The 19,883-nt window shown below is 58.3% G+C and carries 21 protein-coding genes; 12 read left to right on the top strand and 9 right to left on the bottom strand.

The window, feature by feature from the left end:
* Positions 1-41 precede the first annotated feature (41 nt).
* On the bottom strand, positions 42-536 hold the full coding sequence (locus JFU11_RS05900; protein WP_052965257.1) for a low molecular weight protein-tyrosine-phosphatase: 495 nt from the start codon (positions 534-536) through the stop codon (positions 42-44).
* A gap of 603 nt (positions 537-1,139) precedes the next feature.
* Between JFU11_RS05900 and galU the strand changes: the two genes are divergently transcribed.
* From galU to rfaH, 3 genes are all read left to right on the top strand, one after another.
* Complete coding sequence (gene galU / locus JFU11_RS05895) at positions 1,140-1,973, top strand: UTP--glucose-1-phosphate uridylyltransferase GalU (protein ID WP_123356553.1); 834 nt, start codon at positions 1,140-1,142, stop codon at positions 1,971-1,973.
* Between the two features lie 76 nt (positions 1,974-2,049).
* On the top strand, positions 2,050-2,481 hold the full coding sequence (locus JFU11_RS05890) for a phosphomannomutase (RefSeq protein WP_052965258.1): 432 nt from the start codon (positions 2,050-2,052) through the stop codon (positions 2,479-2,481).
* The gene (gene rfaH, locus JFU11_RS05885; protein ID WP_123721048.1) at positions 2,478-2,984 is read left to right on the top strand and encodes a transcription/translation regulatory transformer protein RfaH; all 507 of its coding nucleotides are present in this window, start codon (positions 2,478-2,480) and stop codon (positions 2,982-2,984) included. Before JFU11_RS05890 ends, rfaH begins: the two co-directional genes overlap by 4 nt.
* A gap of 66 nt (positions 2,985-3,050) precedes the next feature.
* Here rfaH and JFU11_RS05880 read toward each other — a convergent pair whose 3' ends face one another.
* A complete protein-coding gene (locus JFU11_RS05880; protein WP_038980185.1) occupies positions 3,051-3,887 on the bottom strand; it encodes an undecaprenyl-diphosphate phosphatase in 837 nt (278 codons plus the stop codon).
* Positions 3,888-4,210: 323 nt separating this feature from the next.
* Here JFU11_RS05880 and JFU11_RS05875 point away from each other — a divergent pair, with 323 nt between their 5' ends.
* Positions 4,211-4,627: a hypothetical protein gene (locus tag JFU11_RS05875; RefSeq protein WP_123721047.1), complete on the top strand. Its 417-nt coding sequence runs from the start codon at positions 4,211-4,213 to the stop codon at positions 4,625-4,627.
* Here the strand turns inward: JFU11_RS05875 and JFU11_RS05870 are convergent.
* The 6 genes from JFU11_RS05870 to JFU11_RS05845 form a co-directional block, all read right to left on the bottom strand.
* A complete protein-coding gene (locus tag JFU11_RS05870; protein WP_201060049.1) occupies positions 4,621-5,523 on the bottom strand; it encodes a universal stress protein in 903 nt (300 codons plus the stop codon). The genes JFU11_RS05875 and JFU11_RS05870 overlap by 7 nt on opposite strands.
* Positions 5,524-5,724: 201 nt before the next feature.
* A complete protein-coding gene (locus JFU11_RS05865; protein WP_052965262.1) occupies positions 5,725-6,324 on the bottom strand; it encodes a trypsin-like peptidase domain-containing protein in 600 nt (199 codons plus the stop codon).
* A 328-nt stretch (positions 6,325-6,652) separates the two neighbouring features.
* The gene (arsJ, locus tag JFU11_RS05860) at positions 6,653-7,873 is read right to left on the bottom strand and encodes an organoarsenical effux MFS transporter ArsJ (protein WP_201060047.1); all 1,221 of its coding nucleotides are present in this window, start codon (positions 7,871-7,873) and stop codon (positions 6,653-6,655) included.
* 9 nt (positions 7,874-7,882) lie between these two features.
* Positions 7,883-8,887, bottom strand: a complete 1,005-nt coding sequence (locus tag JFU11_RS05855; RefSeq protein WP_201060046.1) for an ArsJ-associated glyceraldehyde-3-phosphate dehydrogenase — start codon at positions 8,885-8,887, stop codon at positions 7,883-7,885.
* A 10-nt stretch (positions 8,888-8,897) separates the two neighbouring features.
* On the bottom strand, positions 8,898-9,614 hold the full coding sequence (gene arsH / locus JFU11_RS05850; RefSeq protein WP_052965265.1) for an arsenical resistance protein ArsH: 717 nt from the start codon (positions 9,612-9,614) through the stop codon (positions 8,898-8,900).
* A gap of 32 nt (positions 9,615-9,646) precedes the next feature.
* Positions 9,647-10,012, bottom strand: a complete 366-nt coding sequence (locus JFU11_RS05845; protein ID WP_201060045.1) for a metalloregulator ArsR/SmtB family transcription factor — start codon at positions 10,010-10,012, stop codon at positions 9,647-9,649.
* Positions 10,013-10,195: 183 nt separating this feature from the next.
* Here JFU11_RS05845 and JFU11_RS05840 point away from each other — a divergent pair, with 183 nt between their 5' ends.
* From JFU11_RS05840 to JFU11_RS05830, 3 genes are all read left to right on the top strand, one after another.
* Positions 10,196-12,319: a TonB-dependent siderophore receptor gene (locus JFU11_RS05840; RefSeq protein ID WP_201121241.1), complete on the top strand. Its 2,124-nt coding sequence runs from the start codon at positions 10,196-10,198 to the stop codon at positions 12,317-12,319.
* A gap of 310 nt (positions 12,320-12,629) precedes the next feature.
* Positions 12,630-12,893, top strand: a complete 264-nt coding sequence (locus tag JFU11_RS05835) for a PepSY domain-containing protein (RefSeq protein ID WP_123721041.1) — start codon at positions 12,630-12,632, stop codon at positions 12,891-12,893.
* Between the two features lie 7 nt (positions 12,894-12,900).
* The gene (locus JFU11_RS05830; protein ID WP_123721040.1) at positions 12,901-13,428 is read left to right on the top strand and encodes a cytochrome b/b6 domain-containing protein; all 528 of its coding nucleotides are present in this window, start codon (positions 12,901-12,903) and stop codon (positions 13,426-13,428) included.
* A 62-nt stretch (positions 13,429-13,490) separates the two neighbouring features.
* Here the strand turns inward: JFU11_RS05830 and JFU11_RS05825 are convergent, their stop codons facing one another.
* Positions 13,491-15,167 (bottom strand): MFS transporter, encoded by a 1,677-nt coding sequence (locus JFU11_RS05825; RefSeq protein ID WP_201060043.1) that lies wholly within the window; start codon positions 15,165-15,167, stop codon positions 13,491-13,493.
* A 363-nt stretch (positions 15,168-15,530) separates the two neighbouring features.
* Between JFU11_RS05825 and JFU11_RS05820 the strand changes: the two genes are divergently transcribed.
* The 5 genes from JFU11_RS05820 (at position 15,531) to JFU11_RS05800 (ending at position 19,842) form a co-directional block, all read left to right on the top strand.
* Positions 15,531-16,202, top strand: a complete 672-nt coding sequence (locus JFU11_RS05820) for a GntR family transcriptional regulator (protein ID WP_007900901.1) — start codon at positions 15,531-15,533, stop codon at positions 16,200-16,202.
* A gap of 113 nt (positions 16,203-16,315) precedes the next feature.
* On the top strand, positions 16,316-17,248 hold the full coding sequence (locus tag JFU11_RS05815) for a 4-hydroxyproline epimerase (RefSeq protein WP_008013051.1): 933 nt from the start codon (positions 16,316-16,318) through the stop codon (positions 17,246-17,248).
* Positions 17,245-18,360: an FAD-dependent oxidoreductase gene (locus tag JFU11_RS05810; protein WP_201060042.1), complete on the top strand. Its 1,116-nt coding sequence runs from the start codon at positions 17,245-17,247 to the stop codon at positions 18,358-18,360. Before JFU11_RS05815 ends, JFU11_RS05810 begins: the two co-directional genes overlap by 4 nt.
* Positions 18,353-18,589, top strand: a complete 237-nt coding sequence (locus tag JFU11_RS05805; protein ID WP_052965270.1) for a (2Fe-2S)-binding protein — start codon at positions 18,353-18,355, stop codon at positions 18,587-18,589. The genes JFU11_RS05810 and JFU11_RS05805 overlap by 8 nt, the downstream gene beginning before the upstream one ends.
* Positions 18,586-19,842 carry an FAD/NAD(P)-binding oxidoreductase gene (locus JFU11_RS05800; RefSeq protein WP_201060041.1) on the top strand — a complete coding sequence of 419 codons (1,257 nt, stop codon included), beginning with the start codon at positions 18,586-18,588 and terminating at the stop codon, positions 19,840-19,842. Before JFU11_RS05805 ends, JFU11_RS05800 begins: the two co-directional genes overlap by 4 nt.
* The last annotated feature ends 41 nt before the right edge of the window (positions 19,843-19,883 follow it).

Raw genomic sequence — 19,883 nt, 5'->3', positions numbered from 1 at the left:
CGGATTCTTTGCCTGTATTACGATTCAAAAAGGAGTGGCCATCAGCGCGCCAGGCGCTGTGCCCATGCGAGTACGGCTTCTTCGATCAACGCATAAGCGTGCACAAATGCAGGTTTGCCGTGACGGTAGGGGTCGCTGATTTCGCGATCGTCTTGCCATTTGCCCAGTAGCAACACTTTGCCTCGCGCTTCAGGGGCAATATTGAGTACCCCGCTGACATGCCGTCGCTCCATCACCAGAATCAAATCCGCCTCGCTGACAGCTTGAGGCGTGAGTTGAACGGCCTCATGCCCATCGGGCTGATGACCATGCTCTTTGAGTACGGCGTGTGCCGTCGGCTCGATGGGTTTGCCCGCCAAGGCAGCAAGGCCAGCTGAGCTGACCTCGATATCGGAATGAACGAGTGCCCCGCGCAGCAGATACTCCGCGGTGGGACTGCGGCAAATATTGCCGACGCAGACAATCAAAACCCTTTTAAGCAAGATAACATTCCCCGTCTTGTCAACATTGGCGGTGACATAGCACTTGCCGAACATAAGAGCTTTAAACTACGAATGAATCCGGGTATTTATAACCCCGGTAACTGCAGCTGAAACTTTCAAACCATCAGTGCGTATTTATTACCATGACGCTTGAACAGCCCCCAACTTTTTTTTCAGACAAAAAATAACATTTCACTCTTTGAGCACTGAAAATAACAGTTCGAGAATTTATCCAGACGATTTCTAACAATTGCCGCTTTCCCGCGACCGTTCAATCTAAATTACACCAAAATAGAGAGTAGCTAATATATAGCTGTTCCGTTAGTACATTGCCAGGGCGTCAGACATTCGGTTAGAAGTTGGGTAAGAGATGCCTTGGGCAATAACTTTGTTTACAGCGGGTTGCATCAGAAGCATGCAGTGGAACAACCAGACATGCTCGCCGACCAAGCGACCGCGCGATCTTTCTCTCTGCCTGCGCCTTGCGAGAAACATGGCGTACTGGCCTTTCGCTGCTCATGCAGCGTTGCCAACATTTTTCTCGAGTGATCGAGCCATTTAGAGCCCGCACTCTCCAGCGTTGCCGGTTCCGACAACCAGTCGAACCTTTCCTACTGCCATTAGCCATTCCATCTGTCTACTTTCAAGGACGCTTCCATGATTCGTAAATGCCTATTCCCCGCTGCCGGCTATGGGACCCGCTTTTTGCCCGCCACCAAGGCCATGCCGAAGGAGATGCTGCCGATCGTCAATAAGCCGCTGATCCAGTACGCCGTCGAGGAAGCGCGCGACGCCGGCCTGCAACATATGGCCATCGTCACCGGTCGGGGCAAACGAGCGCTGGAGGATCATTTCGATGTCAGTTTCGAGTTGGAACACCAGATTCGCGGCACCGACAAAGAGCGGTTCCTGGCCGGCACTCGTGAGCTGATCGACACCTGTACTTTTTCCTATACCCGCCAGGTGGAGATGAAGGGCCTGGGGCATGCCATCCTCAGCGGTCGTTCGCTGATAGGTGATGAGCCATTCGCCGTGGTGCTGGCCGACGACCTGTGCCTGAACCTGGAAGGCGATGGCGTACTGGCGCAAATGCTCAAGCTCTATGAGCAGTTCCGCTGCTCGATCGTAGCGATTCAGGAAGTACCCCGTGAGCAAACCCAGAAGTACGGCGTGATTGCCGGCGAGCTGATTCGCGAGGGTATTTACCGGGTCAACAGCATGGTCGAAAAGCCGCGCCCGGAAGACGCCCCGTCCAACCTGGCCATTATCGGTCGGTACATTCTGACCCCCGACATCTTCGACCTGATCGCTGACACCGAGCCTGGCAAGGGCGGTGAAATCCAGATCACCGACGCGTTGATGAAGCAGGCGCAGAACGGCTGCGTGCTGGCTTATCAATTCAAGGGACGACGCTTCGACTGCGGCGGCGCCGAAGGTTACATCGAAGCCACCAACTTCTGTTTCGAGAATCTGCATCAGAACACCTTGTGACGGCGCTGCCCCCTGACAAACGTGTGCGTTATCGAATCGATTTTTCGGTCTTTATTACCCTATGGACGAAGCCTCTATGAAGACATTGAGCGGTTTCAAGGCAGATGACAGTCGCCGCCCGTATGGCGCTGACCTTAAAAACAACCTCGCGTACCTCATCGTGCGTGCCTACGCATCGGAGCTGATCTTTCCCCGCGTGCAGAAACCGCCGGTGTTGCTGGTGGAGCGCATCGGTGCCTTCCCCTCCTCCGGGGAGATCCGCCGTCACGTCAAGGATGGTCCGGCGTTGCTGGCGAGCATCAGACAGCGTTACGCCGCCGACGCCCTCGACATCGACGAGAGCGATGGGCTGAACCTGGTCTTTACCGACTGGCGTCTGAGCTTGCGTCTTTTGGACGATGGTTGCGTGACTTGCCTGACCGTGGAAAGTCGCGGCGACAGCTCGCTCATGCAGCACAAGACCGCCGAACTGCTGAGGCAAATCGATGCTGGGAGGGAATTCGAATGAACGCGATTGCAGAGCACGCCGACAAAGCCTGGTATCTGCTTCAGTGCAAACCCAAACAGGATGAGCGCGCCGAAGAGCATTTACAGCGCCAGGGCTATGCCTGTTTTCGCTCGACCTACCGGCGTGAGCGCGTTTTGCGCGGGCAGCGTCGAGTGATCAGCGAGTCGTTGTTTCCAGGCTATCTGTTTATTCAACTGAGCCTTCAGGACAGTTGGGGCCCGCTGCGCTCGACCCGCGGTGTTTCGCGAGTCGTCGGGTTCGGCGGTCAGCCACTGCCGATCCGCGATGCGCTGATCGACGAGCTTCAGGAGCGAGACAGTCAGGCGATCGTGACAACGTTGTTGAGGCACGGAGATGCGGTGCGCATCACTGAAGGCCCGTTCTCCGATCTTGAGGCGGTGTTCCTGGCCATGGACGGCGAGGAACGGGTGCTGCTTATGATGAATTTCCTGCAGCGTGAACAGCACATCAGCTTGCCATTGGCGGGCGTTAACAAGATTTAGATCTGCCATCACGCCCACACAAAAACGCCGCTCAACAAGCGGCGTTTTTTATGAACGCAGAAAAACCTACGCCCCTTCCGAGAGATGATTCCAGTCGATCCAGCCCAAAAACCATGTCGCCAGAATCAGCAAACCGAACGCAATCCGGTACCAGGCGAACACCGCATAACTATGGTTGGCGATGAACTTGAGCAAACCGCGCACGGCAATCATCGCAAAGAGAAATGCGGCAACGAACCCCAAGGCAAACACCGGCAAGTCTGCGGACTGGAACAGGTCGCGGTACTTATAGCCCGAGTACACCGCGGCCCCCACCATCGTCGGCATCGCCAGGAAGAATGAAAACTCGGTAGCCGTCTTGCGTGACAGGCCAAACAGCAACCCGCCGATAATCGTCGAACCCGAGCGCGAAGTGCCGGGAATCATCGCCAGGCATTGTGCGCAACCGACTTTCAAGGCATCGGTCCAGCGCATCTCGTCAACGTGATCGATAACCACCACATGCTCACGTTGTTCCGCCCATAACATGATGACTCCACCTATCACCAGCGCCACGGCCACGGTGATCGGGTTGAAAAGATACTCATGGATTTTGTCGGCGAACATCACACCCAGAACAACCGCCGGCAAGAAACCGATCAATAAATTCAGAGTGAAACGTTGCGCATTACGCTGGGTTGGCAAACCGGTAGTGATCTCCAGAATCTTGCGACGAAACTCCCAGACGACCGCCAGAATTGCTCCCAATTGAATGATGATATTGAACGCCATGGCTCGCTCACCGCCGAAGTCGAGCAAGTCCGCGGCAATGATCTGATGACCCGTACTCGAGATGGGCAAGAACTCTGTGAGTCCTTCAACCAGCCCTAGAATCGATACTTGCGTGGTGGTCCAGAAGTCCATTAATCCCCCGTTAAACCCTCTCGGCTGAAAGGTCTGTTGATGATGCCGAGCATTTGATCCTGATCACGATTAAACCCGTCGGACCAGCGGAGAATTAAAGCGCACTCTCTGCCTGCTTGAGCTAAACGTTATAAAACGTCCATGTCGGAGCGCCGGGCTGGTCTCTTGCAAATGGCCTACGCTTGCGAATGAAATTGTTTTGCAGGACCGGTACTTGTGCATCGCGAATCTATGGATGCCACTCATCGTCGGATCGTTGACGTTTTGACTTTGGGCGCGCGCAATGTCCTACCCAAAAATGATCGCCCAAGAGAAAACTCCATATGGCAAAGATCACAGTACTCGCCGGTGACTTCCCGCAGGGCGACGGGGAATATCACCTTGGAACCATTACCCTCAAAACGTCCCTCAAACCCCGGCTTGGGACCAGCTTCCCGGTCTCGGAATTCAAAGACCTGAGCATTCAGAACACTGATTCCAACAAGAATATAAAGTCCGCCATAGGCTTGGGGCTCGCGGGTGCCATGTTGCTCGGTCCCGTTGGAGCCATCGCCGGTTATCTGCTCGCCGGAAAAAACACCGAGGTGACCTTTATGGCCACAATGAAAGACGGTGGAAAGCTGCTAGCGGCGACCGATAGTGACACCTACCGGGATATCTCGGCACGCGCCCTGAAAAAATCCCGAGCCGGCCGCCGAGGCCCTCTTTCCAGTTCACTTAATAACGGATCCATTCATTGATCCGCTTGCCCTGCGACTGCGAGAATGTTGCAGGGTACCCGATACAAGACATGCTCCGTGGTACTGCCCACCCACTTCTCCAGCCCCTTGCGATGCGCATTGCCCATGACGATCACATCGGCCCTGTGATGCGCAGCGAAGTCAGCCAGCGCTTTACCGGGCGGCCCTGCAACGAAGTGTTGTCGCTCGGTGGGCACGCCGTAGTGATCGGCCAACGCAATGAATGACTTGTGCAAAGACTTGCGCACATCGCTGTTGAAGCCAGGCATCGTGACTGCACCCGCGCCCGCATCGGATATATGCGTCTGCGATAGATCGTAGGCATACAGCAGATGCATTTCTGCATCGCATTGCATTGCCAATTCGTTCGCAGCCTGGATGATCAGGTCGTTGATTCCAGTGATCTGAGTCTCTGGGTGCGATGGATCGACTGCCGCCACGATCACCCGCGGAAGTGGGCAACTGACTTCGCTGACCAGATGCACAGGCACCGGACATTCGCGCAGCAAATGCCAATCCAGAGGCGTGATGAAAACGCGTTTGAGCGCCGACTCATGCTGCACGTCCTTGATAACCAGATCCGCCTGCGTTGTTGTCACGTGCTGAAGGATCTCTTGCAGCGCGTCGCGTGTGAAAAGAACCTCGGTACTCAGGTTGATCCCGCGCCCACGGATCAGATCGGCTTCATCCTTGAGCCATTTTTCGTTCTCTTGCTGACAAGCCTCACGAAACCGCGCACTGGCGTGTATCAAACCCAAGATGTTGTAGTCTTCGATGAACACCGTGATATGCAGCGCTGCGCCAGTAGCTTCGGCAAGGGCGACGGCCCGCTGCAGCGCCGGCGTGTGACGCATGGTGGGGCCGGCTATTAGAAGGAGTCGTTGATATTGGCTCATGTCACACCTCCAAACGTTCTGGGATATCTGCTAGCCCCCCAGCCTCTCGTCTGTCGCACCGCCAGCGATCTGCTATCGCCTCAATGACCTGGATCGACACAATCAATATACGCCTGGATTCGACTAACCATCCAAGGTGTGTCTCATTGCACCCAATACAATGAGACACATTCCGACGGGCAAATGTTTGACGACTAGAAGTTACTTCTTCGCATACTTCGCGCCATGCGGATCGTTAAGCTTCACCTGCATCAGCTCCCATTCACGCTGAATGATCGAGTAAGGGATAAAGATGCTGACTCTCTCAGCTCCCTTTAACCCAGGGTGAAAACTCACATCATTAAGGGTGGTGGAGAAAAAGCCGACATTGATACCGACAACACTGCCGTCATTGCCGATGACGGGACCACCCGACATCCCCTTTATCATCGGGGCATCATGGATGGCATAGCGTTCACCGCTGCCTTCATCGCTATTGATGAAAGGCGCCGGGTACACTTTGCCTTGCCCGGTGACGGTCGTCATGTAGGGGCTCGCCCCCACGGCAGTGATGTGTTCACCCACACGCGGTGCGCGCCATGACGGGTAGCGACCGTCGGCCTTGTGCTGGATGAAGACGAGGTCGCAGCCGGTGCTACAGCTGTATTCCACGTTGCGGATGAGGGGGGTGTGGCGAGTGGTGACGGCATAGTCTTCGTTCCATTGCACGGCCGAGGCCATGTACAGATAGGGCAAGGGAAAGCCCGAGAAGACGGAAAAGTATGAATCATTGGCAGGCCCCGACAAGTCGGGTTTTACCATACCGTTGCATCCTGCAAGAACAGCTCCTGTTAAAAAGTAGGTCATGATTTTAATCATGATAATCACCGACTTATAAGGAGGATTAGATTTTTATTGTGGCGAATCTCTTAGTTGTCCGGTTCTTGTAGTTTTCCTCGCAGCCTGGTCTGGTGCGTTTATTTATGGCTGAAGTTGTAAAGAATGCGTATGAATAAATTGTGCTAAGACTAATTGCTTTTCGATCCATATAACAAATTGCAAATATTTGACGCCTGAAAAATGGCAGAACCGCAAGTAAAAACTGAAATGAAAGTTACAGACTTCAAGAAACAGCCACTGTTAGAGCAATTTAACTCACGTCGGCATGCCTCGGTAACGCAATAGAAATCAATGCCGCGAAAATAACAAACGCGCTGGAAATCCATAAACACGCCCCCAGCCCGAAAGCCTGATAAACCCAGCCCGAGAGCACGGTGCCGATCAACCGTCCCATGGCGTTGGACATGTAGTAAAACCCCACGTCCAGCGATACGCCGTCTTCCTTGGCATAGGACACGATCAGGTAGCTGTGCAGCGAGGAGTTCACCGCAAACAGCGCACCAAAGACCATCAACCCACCTAACAGCACCCCCTGTTGCGACAACCCGGTGTTCAGGCCCAGAGCGATCGCCGCGGGCAGGCCAGCAAGAGCAAGCGCCCACAAAAAAGCCGCGCGACCATCAGGAACATGCCCCCGTTGCTTGCCGGTGATTCGCGGTGCGAACGATTGCACGATGCCGTAGCCGATCACCCAGGCCGCGAGGAATCCACCGACCTTCCAGAAGTCCCAGCCAAAGACGCTGCTCAAGTACACCGGCAAAGCCACGACAAACCAGACATCTCGAGCACCGAACAGAAACATCCGGGCCGCTGACAGAATGTTGATGGCTCGGCTCTTGGACAGGATGTCGCGAAACCTGGGCTTGGCTTTGGCCTTGCCCAGATCCTTTTTTAACAGAATCAAGCTGCTGACCCAGATCAGCGCCAGGACGCCCGCCATGGACAACAATGCCCCTTTGAACCCGATCAGGGCGAGCAATGCCCCGCCGAGAAAGAAACCGACACCCTTGAGTGCATTCTTCGAACCGGTGAGGATGGCTATCCATTGGTAAAGCTTGCCCTGTTGCCCGTCGGGCACTAACAGCTTGATCGAGCTTTTGGCGCTCATCTTGTTCAGGTCTTTGGCGATCCCCGACAACGCCTGCGCGCCCATCACCCAAGGAATCGTCAGCCAGGCCACTGGCACCGTCAGCATCAACAGCGCCGCAACCTGTATCCCCAGCCCGATGTTCATTGTCCGGTTCAAGCCCAATCGGGCGCCGAGATAACCGCCCACCAGGTTGGTGATCACACCAAAGAGTTCGTAGAACAGAAACAACGCCGCGATTTGCAGCGGGCTGTAGCCCAACGCGTGAAAGTGCAGCACCACCAACATGCGCAAAGCGCCGTCGGTGAGGGTGAAGGCCCAGTAATTGCCCGTCACGAGCAGGTACTGCCGCACTGACGGAGCGAGGGCTGACAACGCTTTCATCACCGCTCCTTAAACGGCCAGGCCGACCATTCTGGCCAGTTCGACGGTGCGGTTCGCGTAACCCCATTCATTGTCGTACCAGGCATAAATCTTGACCTGGGTGCCATTGATGACCATGGTCGACAACGCATCGATGATCGAGGAACGCGGGTCGGTGCGGTAGTCGATGGACACCAGCGGACGCTCCTCGAAACCGAGGATGTCTTTCAGTTCGTTCACGGACGCGTCCTTGAGGAACTGATTCACTTCTTCGACAGTGGTAACGCGCTCGACTTCAAAGACACAATCGGTCAGCGAAGCGTTGGCCAACGGTACGCGCACGGCGTGGCCATTCAGGCGCCCGCGCAGTTCCGGGAAGATTTCAGCAATGGCGGTGGCCGAGCCGGTGCTGGTCGGGATCAAACTCATGCCCGACGCACGAGCACGGCGCAGATCCTTGTGCGGCTGATCGAGGATGCTTTGAGTGTTGGTCAGGTCGTGGATGGTGGTGATCGAACCGTGGCGAATGCCCAGTTTCTCGTGGATCACCTTCACCACCGGCGCCAGACAGTTGGTGGTGCACGACGCGGCGGTGACGATGCGATGTTCCGCCGGGTTGAACAGCTGATGGTTGACGCCCATGACGATGTTCAGCGCGCCCTGCTCCTTCACCGGAGCGCTGACCACCACGCGCTTCACGCCTTGGTCGAGATAGGCCTGAAGCACCGCGACGGTCTTCATTTTGCCGCTGGCTTCAATCACCAGATCGCAGCCCGACCAATCGGTGTCGGCAATCGCCTTGTTGGCGGTAACTTTGATTCGTTTGCCGTCGATGACGATGCTGTCGCCTTCGGAGTCAGCCTGGTAATTCCAACGACCATGCACCGAGTCGAAGTTCAGCAGGTGCGCATGGGTTGCTGCGTCGCCGGCCGGATCATTGATCTGCACGAACTCAAACTCTGGCCAGCTCCAGGCTGCGCGCAGAGCGAGGCGACCGATGCGGCCAAAACCATTGATGCCCACTTTGATCGTCATGTTTCCCCCTTCAAATGGAGCGCTGATTGACACGTTTCATGAGTTCTTGCGCCGATTCCTTGCGCTCGGAATATCGATCGACCAGATAGTCCTGACGGTCGCGCAGCAGCAAGGTGAATTTCACCAACTCTTCCATCACATCCACGACACGGTCGTAGAACGGCGAAGGTTTCATCCGGCCGTTATCGTCGAACTCCATATAGGCCTTCGGCACGGAGGATTGGTTGGGAATGGTGAACATGCGCATCCAGCGCCCCAGCACCCGCAACTGATTAACTACGTTGAACGACTGCGAGCCACCGCACACTTGCATCACGGCGAGGGTCTTGCCCTGGGTCGGGCGTACGGCGCCCATCGCGAGTGGCACCCAGTCGATCTGCGCCTTGAAGACCGCGCTCATCGAACCGTGACGTTCTGGTGAACACCAGACCTGCCCTTCCGACCACATCATCAACTCGCGCAGTTCCTGCACCCGTGGGTGATCGTCGCCAGCGTCATCAGGCAGCGGCAAACCAGAAGGATTGAACACCCGCGTCTCGGCACCGAAGTGCTGTAGCAATCGGGCGGCCTCCTCGACCAGCAAGCGACTGAAGGAACGCTCACGGGTCGATCCGTACAGCAGCAAAATGCGCGGCTTGTGGCTGGAGGTTTGTTCGATGCCGAGCTTGTCGGTCGACGGGAGATCAACCAGTTCGGTATCGAGTTGGGGCATGTGGTCATCGTGCATGGTCATTGTCCTGCGCAATAGCGCTTCTGGAATCATCGAACCGGACAACAGGCAGCTGCCCGTTCGGGACGGTCACCCATTTCTTCAAGGCGTTTGGCATCAGGGCTCAACCAGTGGCCGTTGGATTCGAGCACCACGGTCAGCACCTGATGCACCCAGCCCGGCAGATCCGGGTGCAGTCGGTAATAAACCCATTGGCCCTGCCGACGGTCCGAGAGCAATCCGCACGTACGCAATTGCGCCAGGTGCCTGGAGACTTTGGGCTGGCTCTCATTCAACGCACAGGTCAGCTCGCAGACGCACAGCTCACCCTCACGGGCGATGAGCAGCATCATGCGGACCCGATTGTCGTCAGCCAGGCATTTGAAAACAGTGGTCGGCGTCAGTTGGTCAGCCATTGGATTTCTCTGCGTTGGGTGTTCACGCATCAAAGGTGAATACAGACATATTCGTTTTTCCGAATATACGTTTCCCCGCATGTATGGGTCAACGGCAAATGTGTCGATTCTGTATGTGAATGATATTTATTTACTTACAAAAGGTAATCGTTATCATTAGCGCAATAACTAAAAAAGGAGCTCATGGTGGCTTTACCGCGCATTTACCCCGCCTCTCTCTCACTGCTGGGGCTTTTTGCAGTACCTGATTTGCAAGCAGAAACCCAATCGGCATTGGCCCTGCCTGCAACCGCTGTGACCAGTGATTACAGCGAGCAGAACTACAAGCCAACCGACAGCCGCAGTGCGCTGAAGATCGACGCCCCGCTGCGGGATATCCCGCAAACGGTGAACGTGATCCCCCAGAGCGTGATCAAGGATCAGGGCGCGCAGTCGATGGAAGACGTGTTGAAGAACGTCCCCGGTGTCGGCCTTTCCAATGGCGATGGCCAGCGCGACCAGGTCACCATTCGCGGCTTCAGTGCCATCGGCGACATGTACGTCGACGGCGTTCGTGACGACGCGCTGTACTTCCGCGATCTGTCCAACGTCGAGCGCGTGGAAGTGATCAAGGGGCCGGCAGCGGTGCTCTATGGCCGTGGTTCATCCGGTGGCCTGATCAATAGCATCAGCAAGAAACCCAACTTCACTCCCAAACAGGAAGTAGGTGTCAGCTTCGACAGCGAGGGTAAAAAGCGCACGCAGTTCGACGCCAGCTGGGCCGATCAGCAGCAAAACGACAAGGCATTCCGGGTGACCGGTGCGCTGGAGAACAGCGACACCTTCCGCGATGACGGCTATATCGATCGCAAGGCCATTGCGCCTTCGGCCTACTTCAAGCTCTCCGACGATCTTGAGCTGAACCTGGGGGCGACGTACCTCTACGACAAACGCTTGATCGACTTCGGTATTCCCGCGCGGGGCGATCGCCCGGTCGATGTCGATCGGGACAAGCGCTTCGGTTCCGCCGACCCGGATGACGATTACACCCGCAGCGAAGTGTTTTCGTTCACGGCTGGCGTCGACTACCGCATCAACGACGACTTCACCCTGAGCAACACCAGCCGCTACTACCACTACGATCTGGATCGCAACAACACACTCGCCGACTCCAGCCCGACACGTTTCGTCACCGCGCCCAACGGCGAGCTGTTGGTAAAGCTCAATCGCGGCAATGTGCAGCGCAAGGAAGACGGCTGGTTCAACCAGACCGAACTGAAGCAACAGACCACGCTCGCGGGGATGAACCACAACCTGCTCTATGGCGTGGAACTGGGACGTCAGATCAAGGATCAATCGGTCTTCAGCCAGAACAACGTAGCGCGGGTCCCGGTGTACCGCGATGGCTTGGTCGACGTACCGTTCCAGGCCAACCGACAAACCGCCAAGGGCACCACTACCCAGGACACGGCCGGTTTCTATGTCCAGGATCTGATTGAACTGACCCCGCAATGGAAAGCACTGCTGGGTGTGCGCTATGACGTGTTCGACCAGGAATATTCGGATGACCTGACGCGTGCCACCATGTCCCGAACCGACAACACCTGGAGCCCGCGCGCAGGCCTGGTCTATCAGCCTGATCAGGTTCAGTCCTACTACATTTCGGTGAGTCGTTCTTATCAACCCTCCTCCGAAGTCTTCGCCCTGAGCACTACAAACCAGGACCTTGAGCCGGAGCAAACCACCAACTTCGAGATCGGTGGCAAGTGGGACCTGCTCGACAATCGCCTGGCGTTGACGGCGGCGCTGTTCCGTCTGGAACGCACCAACATGAAAACGACCGATCCGGCGAACCCGACCAAACTGGTCCTGTCGGGCGAGCAGCGCACCGACGGTCTTGAATTGACCGCCAGCGGGCAGTTGAGTGACAAGTGGCAGGTCTATGCCGGCTATGCCTATCTGGACGCCGAGATCATCAAGTCCAACAACCGAACCAACGGCGTTGCCAACGAAGGCCAGACACCAACCCTGACCCCGCGTCACAGTGCCAACCTCTGGCTGGTGCGCTCGCTGACCAATACCTGGCGCGTAGGCATGGGGGCGAACTATGTCGACGATCGTTACACCGCCCTGGACAACCAGGTGGTCATGCCCGCTTACACCACTGTGGACGCGGCGTTGCTCTACAACTTGCCGAAATGGGACATGGCGCTGCGCTTGCGCAACGTCTTCGACAAGGACTATTACGCCTCGGCCCATGGCTCGGTGGACCTGATCACCCCCGGAGCACCACGGACTCTGGAGCTGAGCACCAACTACCGGTTCTGAGTGGAAACCTGAAATCAAATGCCGCAATGCCGGCCCGTTAAGATGCAAAACCTGTGGGAGCGGGCTTGCCCGCGAAAGCGGTGTGTCAGACGACATCAATGTTGACTGTGCCACCGTCTTCGCGGGCAAGCCCGCTCCCACAGGGATTTGCGTCTTAACTGATTAGAATTAACGCCCTGCATTCCTAGGCGTTTGTTTGCAACCCGCAACATCGTGACAGCGATCAAAAGCTCAACTAACCTTCAGCGCGCAGAGAGTGATTGAGAATCTCTCGCGTTGTCAGACAACAACAACATATCGAGGAAAACCCATGCGTAAACTTCTGTTGCTCTCCCTTCTTGCCGCCTCCCCCTTGGCTTTCGCCAGTACTCAATGCACCACAGCCGACAAAGCCCAATGGCAGGACCAGGCCAAGTTTCAGGAAGACCTCAAGGCCAAGGGCTACAACATCAAGAAGTTCAAAGTCACGAGCGGCAATTGCTACGAGATCTACGGCTGGGACAAAGACAAGCGCAAAGTCGAGATCTACTTTGACCCGGTCACCGGCAAGGTCGTGAAAGAAGAAATCGAATAGGCCCTCTGTGAAAGCTGAAACCCTGCGCCTCTGGGACCCCCTCGTACGCGTTTGCCACTGGTCCCTGGTGGTTGTCTTCATCAGCGACTACTTCCTCAATGAGGAGGGCGACGGCTGGCATCGCTGGCTCGGCTATTACGCCGTGGCTGTCGTGCTGGTGCGTTTGGTGTGGGGGTTCATCGGCCCACCATCGGCGCGCTGGTCAGACTTCTGGCCGACTCCGACGCGGGTCGTTCAGCATGGCCGGGCGCTGTTTTCCGGCAAGGGCTATCACCGCATGGGGCATTCGCCCATCGGTGCACTGGTGATGGTCCTCATGCTGCTGTTGATGACCGGCCTGGGCATCAGCGGTTTTTTGATGGAAGAAGTGGACTATTTCTGGGGCGAAGACTGGCTACGTGATGTGCATGAGGTTATGGCCAACGTGCTGCTCGCGCTGGTTTGCGTGCATATCGTCGCAGCGTTGGTGGAAAGCCTGCGCTTGCGTGAAAACCTGCCTCTGTCGATGATCACGGGCCATCGACGTAAGCGCTAGCTCTCAAAACTCCTGATACCGCACATTGCCCTCTCCCTCGCGGGAAAGGGCAAGCGCCAACCCTATGTGTGATGAATTTCCCGATCCTTGGTTTCCGGCAGGAAGAACGTGCCAAGAATGGCCGTCATCACGGCGATGACGATGGGGTACCACAGCCCGTAGTAGATATCCCCCGTGGCCGCGACCATGGCGAATGCCACCGTGGGTAGAAAGCCGCCGAACCAGCCGTTGCCGATGTGATACGGCAGCGACATCGAGGTGTAGCGAATGCGCGCCGGGAAGAGTTCCACCAGCCAGGCGGCGATCGGGCCGTAGACCATGGTGACGTAGATCACCAGGATGGTCAGGAGTAACAACACCATCGGGTAATTGGTCTTCGCCGGGTCGGCCTTCTCGGGGTAACCGGCGTCCTTGAGGGCGGTACCGAGGGTAGCGACGAAGGCATCGTTGCGGGCCTTGAAGTCCGCGGCCGGCATGCCGGTGCCCTCGAAGCTCGGGATCACCTTGTCGCCGATGCGCACCTGCGCCACAGCGCCCGGTTCGGCCTTTTCGTTTTTGTAGGGGATAGCCTTCTTCGCCAGCAGGGTCTTGGCAAGGTCGCAGGAGCTGGTGAATTTGGCCTTGCCCACCGGGTCGAACTGGAACGAGCACTTACTCTGATCGGCGATCACCGTGACCGGATTCTTCTCCTGCGCGGCGAATACGTCGGGGTTACCGTATTGGGTCAACGCATGGAAAATCGGGAAGTAGGTCAGCGCCGCGAGGATGCAGCCCGCCATGATGATTCCCTTACGGCCGATGCGGTCGGACAGGCTGCCGAATACGATGAAGAATGGCGTGCCGATCAGCAGCGAGCCGGCAATCAGATAGTTGGCGGTCTGCGGGTCGATCTTCAGCGTCTGCAGCAGGAAAAACAGCGCATAGAACTGTCCGGTGTACCAGACCACCGCCTGCCCAGCGGTACCGCCAAGCAGCGCCATGATCACTATCTTGAGGTTTTCCCAGCGGGCGAAGGATTCGGTCAGCGGCGCCTTGGACGACTTGCCTTCTTCCTTCATCTTCAAGAACACCGGTGACTCGCTGAGTTGCAAGCGGATGTACACCGAGACGATCAGCAGCAGGATCGACAGCAGGAAGGGAATCCGCCAGCCCCAGGCCTCGAAGGCTTCGGTGCCGAGAATGGTTCGGCAGGCGAGGATCACCAGCAGCGAAAGAAACAGGCCGAGGGTCGCGGTGGTCTGGATCCACGAGGTGAAGTAGCCGCGCTTGCCTTTGGGCGCATGTTCGGCCACGTAGGTCGCCGCGCCGCCGTACTCACCGCCCAGGGCCAGGCCTTGCAACAGGCGCAGGGTGATCAGGATGACCGGTGCCGCCACGCCGATGGTCGCATAGCCGGGCAGAAAGCCCACTATGGCGGTGGAGATACCCATGATGACAATGGTGATGAGGAACGTGTGCTTGCGCCCGATCATGTCGCCCAGTCGGCCGAACACAATGGCGCCGAAGGGACGCACAGCGAAGCCGGCGGCGAACGCGAGCAGCGCGAAGATGAAGGACGTTGTCTCATTGACGCCGGCGAAGAAGTGCTTCGCTATGATCGCGGCGAGGGAGCCGTAAAGGTAGAAGTCGTACCACTCGAACACGGTGCCCAGGGACGAGGCGAAAATGACCTTGCGCTCCTCCCTGGTGATCCCGTGGTGGGGCGCACTGCCCGTGGATGTGTTGTCGATTGCGGCCATGAGTCTTCTCCGTCTTGCTCTTGTTGTAGGCCGGAGTACCTCATTACCTATTTAACGCACCCAGGCCCCAGGGCTGATGTCATCGGATCAAGGACTACGCAAAGCATGGAAACAGGCTGACGGCCTCGCATCGCTGCAAGGTTTCTTGAAGCATAATCGGCTTCGCGCAGATATCCACTCGGCCCTCCCGCTCCAAACCCGGGCCGACGCGCCGTCGAATGATTATTCAGATCATTGAGATCCCACGCGAAGCGTCTGGGTGACGCCCCGCTGATGCCTTTCTTGGGGCGGCCATCGTCTGGAACTTCGCAGCGAAAGAATTTCGTATACCCTATCGCCATCTCACTCCAAACGACCGCTGCCGTGAACCTACCCAAACTCAACGCCCCCGACCTTGGCAATACACCTTCAACCTCGGAAATCATCACCCGTCATCTGCGGGACGCGATCGTCGCCGGACATTTCGCCGAAGATGAGCCGATTCGCCAGGACGACATCGCCCGCCAGTTCAACGTCAGCAAAATTCCGGTGCGCGAGGCCCTCAAGCGGCTGGAGGCCGAAGGGCTGGTGATGTTCCAGCGCAATCGCGGGGCGATGGTCACGCGGGTTTCCGATGCCGAGCTGGCGCAGATGTTCGAAGTGCGAATGTTGCTGGAGGACAAGATACTGCGCCTGGCCATTCCCAACATGACCGAAGAAACCTTCGCCCGTGCCGAGCGTATCTGTCAGGAGTTCATCGGCGAGGACGACGTGGGCCGCTGGGCCGAGCTCAATTGGGAACTGCACGCTTGCCTTTACGAGCCGGCGCAACGGCCGTTTCTGGTCAGCCTGATTCGTTCGGTCAACGACAAGCTGGAGCGCTACTTGCGCATGCAGATGAGCCTGTCGGCCGGCAAGGAACGGGCTGATCACGAGCACCGTGAGATCATCAAAGCCTGTCGTGCCGGGGATGTGGATCTGGCGGTGAAGCTGCTGGACGAGCACATTGCCGGGGTCTGCAAGACCCTGTTCGAGCACCTGCCTCACGCGCACTGACTACTAGAATGCTGTGCTGATTTCGTCATCGGCACAGGATAAATCCATCAAGCCGACACCCCGCTGCACAGGCCACTCTTTCGTTCACTCATCTGAACGGACGTGGCCCTCCCATGAAACGCATCACCGTGATCGACTCCCACACCGGCGGCGAACCGACCCGTCTGGTTACTGCCGGCTTTCCTGATTTGGGCACCGGCAGCATGGCCGAACGCCGCAAGCTGCTCGCCGAACATCACGATCAATGGCGCGCCGCTTGTGTGCTGGAACCCCGTGGCAGCGACGTGCTGGTGGGCGCCCTACTCTGCACACCTGTGGACCCGAGCGCCTGTGCCGGAGTAATTTTCTTCAACAATACCGGTTACCTGGGCATGTGCGGCCACGGCACTATTGGCCTGGTGGCGTCGTTGGCGCATCTGGGCAAGATCAGCCCCGGCGTGCACCGCATCGAGACCCCGGTGGGTACGGTGCAGGCGACCCTGCACGAAGATCATTCGGTCAGCGTGCGCAATGTGCCGGCCTACCGTTACCGCAAGGCGCTGGTCTTGCAGGTGCCAGATGTCGGTCAGGTGGTCGGCGATATCGCCTGGGGCGGCAACTGGTTTTTCCTGATCGCCGAGCATGGCCTACGGGTGGCCGGCGATAACCTCGACGCGCTGACTGCTTATACCTACGCCGTGCAACAGGCGCTGGAGGCCCAGGGTATTCGTGGCGAAGACGGCGGGCTGATCGACCATGTCGAGCTGTTCAGCGATGACGATCACGCCGACAGCCGCAACTTTGTCCTCTGCCCCGGCAAGGCTTATGACCGCTCACCGTGCGGCACCGGCACCAGTGCCAAACTGGCGTGCCTGGCAGCGGACGACAAACTGCAACCGGGGCAGATCTGGCGCCAGGCCAGTGTCATCGGCAGCGAGTTCGAAGGCTCTTACGAATGGCAGGGCGAGCGCGTTGTGCCGACCATTCGCGGCCGGGCCTTTATCAGCGCCGAAGCCAGTTTGATCATCGAACAGGATGACCCGTTCGCCTGGGGCATTCGTCCATGAACGAGGGCCTTGTGGCCGATGTGATCGTGATCGGCGCCGGCATCATCGGTGCCACCTGTGCCCAGGCGCTGGCCCGTCGTGGCTTGCAGGTGCTGGTGCTGGACGCCGGCCTGCACGGTGCGACGGCGGCGGGAATGGGCCATTTGCTGGTGCTTGACGACAACCCGGCCGAGCTGGCCCTGAGTCAATATTCCCTGCAACGCTGGCGCGAACTGGCACCGGACCTGCCCGACGGCTGCGCCTACCGCAACAACGGCACGCTGTGGCTGGCGGCCAACGCCGAGGAAATGACGGTCGCCCATGGCAAATACCTGAACCTGAAAGCCCAGGGCGTGGCGTGCGAATTGGTCAGCGCCAGTGCTTTGCGTCAGCGTGAACCGGAACTGCGCGAAGGTCTGGAAGGCGGTTTGTTGATCAATGGCGACAGCATTCTTTATGCGCCAGCGACGGCCAGCTGGATGCTCGACACGCCGAACATTCGTCAACGTCGGGCACGGGTCAGCGCAGTCGATGGCAACCGCGTATGCCTTGATGACGGTCACTGGTTGAGTGCCGAAGCGGTGGTGTTGGCCAACGGCATTCAGGCCAACGAACTGTGCCCGGAGTTGCCCATCGAGCCGAAAAAAGGTCACCTGCTGATTACCGACCGCTACCCCCGCACCGTCACCCACACCTTGGTCGAACTGGGTTACGTGACCAGTGCCCACAACGCCACGGGGCCGTCGACCGCCTGCAATATTCAGCCGCGCCCCACCGGGCAATTGTTCATCGGTGCCTCGCGGCAATTCGGCACCACCGACCCGCAGGTCGAAGGCTGGATGCTGGCGAAAATGCTCAAGCGCGCCGCCGAGTACATGCCAGGGCTGGCCCGGCTCAACGGCATTCGCGCCTGGACCGGCTTTCGCGCCGCCAGCCCCGACGGCCTGCCGCTGGTGGGCCAACATCCGCAGCGCCAAGGCTTGTGGCTGGCCGTCGGTCACGAAGGGCTGGGCGTCACCACGGCCCCCGGCACCGCCGACTTGCTGGTGGCGCAACTGTTCAATGAAACCCCGCCATTGGCCGCACAACCCTATCTGCCCCAGCGTTTTCTCGGAGAACCTGTCTATGCCTGAATTGCTGCTGGACGGCCGCGCCTTGAAGGTTGCCGAGGGCACCAGCGTCGCCGCTGCCTTGGCGTTGGGCAGCGACGGCTGCACACGCACGTCGGTCAGTGGACAGCGCCGCGCACCGCTGTGCGGCATGGGCATTTGCCAGGAATGTCGGGTGACCATCGACGGCCGGCGACGCCTCGCCTGTCAGACTTTGTGCCGAGACGGCATGCAGGTGGAGACACGCCCATGAATGAATACGCCGATCTGCTGATCATCGGTGCCGGCCCCGCTGGCATGGCCGCCGCCCTTGCCGCCGCCCCCAGCGGCGCACGCATCGTCATGCTCGACGACAATCCGCTGCCGGGCGGGCAAATCTGGCGTGACGGCCCTCAAGCCAACGTGCCCGATCAGGCCCGTCGTCTGCGTGAGCGTTTGCAGTCTTGCAGCAACATCCGCCATCACGCCGGCACCCGGGTGATCGCCAGTCCCGGACCGAAACAACTGTTGGTCGAAGATGATGACGACGGCTGGCTGATCAGCTACGACAAACTGATTCTGTGCACCGGCGCCCGCGAGTTGCTGCTGCCCTTCCCCGGCTGGACGTTGCCTGGCGTGACCGGGGCCGGTGGTTTGCAGGCGCTGATCAAGGCCGGTGTGCCGGTGCAAGGTGAGCGCGTGGTGATCGCCGGCAGCGGCCCGCTATTACTGGCGAGTGCCGCCACCGCGAAAAAACATGGCGCCCAAGTACAACGCATCGCCGAGCAAGCCTCGCGCATTGCCGTCGCCGGTTTCGCCGCGCAACTGCCCCGCTGGCCTGCCAAATGGTTGCAATCGTTCAGCTTGTTCGACCGCCATTACCGCACCGCGACTCATGTGCTGGCCGCCCTTGGCACTGACCGGCTGGAAGGCGTGCGCCTGCAACAGCAAGGCAAAATCATCGAACTGGAATGTGATCGGCTGGCCTGTGGTTTCGGCTTGATCCCGAACATTCAATTGGGCCAGGCACTGGGTTACGCCATCGAAGGTCAGGCGTTGGCGGTGGATGCCTGGCAGGCCAGCAGCCGCGTCGATCATTATGCGGCGGGTGAATGCACCGGGTTTGGTGGCAGTGAACTGGCGTTGGTCGAAGGTGAAATTGCTGGCCACGCGGCGGTCGGTAACCTTGAAGCGGCCCGCCAATTGTGGCCGCGCCGGACACGCTGGCAGGGTTTCGCCAAGGCACTGAATCAGGCATTCGCCCTCGACCCGCAACTCAAGTCTTTGGCCCGATCCGACACCCTGGTCTGCCGCTGCGAAGACGTGCCTTACGCCGCATTGGCCGGGCACACTGACTGGCGCGAAGCCAAGCTGGCCAGCCGTTGCGGCATGGGCGCCTGTCAGGGCCGGGTGTGTGGCGGTGCGGTGCAGCATCTGTTTGGCTGGCAACCCTCGGCGCCCCGCCCACCCTTCAGCCCGGCGCGAATCGAGACCTTGATGTGCCTGGACGACACCCCGCCAGCCTGATTCCCCGTCGGGGGTTTCGGCCACGCTGCCGAGCCTCTATG

It is taken from the genome of Pseudomonas sp. TH37 (assembly GCF_016650735.1).
GTDB classification, from domain to species: domain Bacteria; phylum Pseudomonadota; class Gammaproteobacteria; order Pseudomonadales; family Pseudomonadaceae; genus Aquipseudomonas; species Aquipseudomonas farris.
This window is presented reverse-complemented; position numbering and strand designations above follow the sequence as displayed.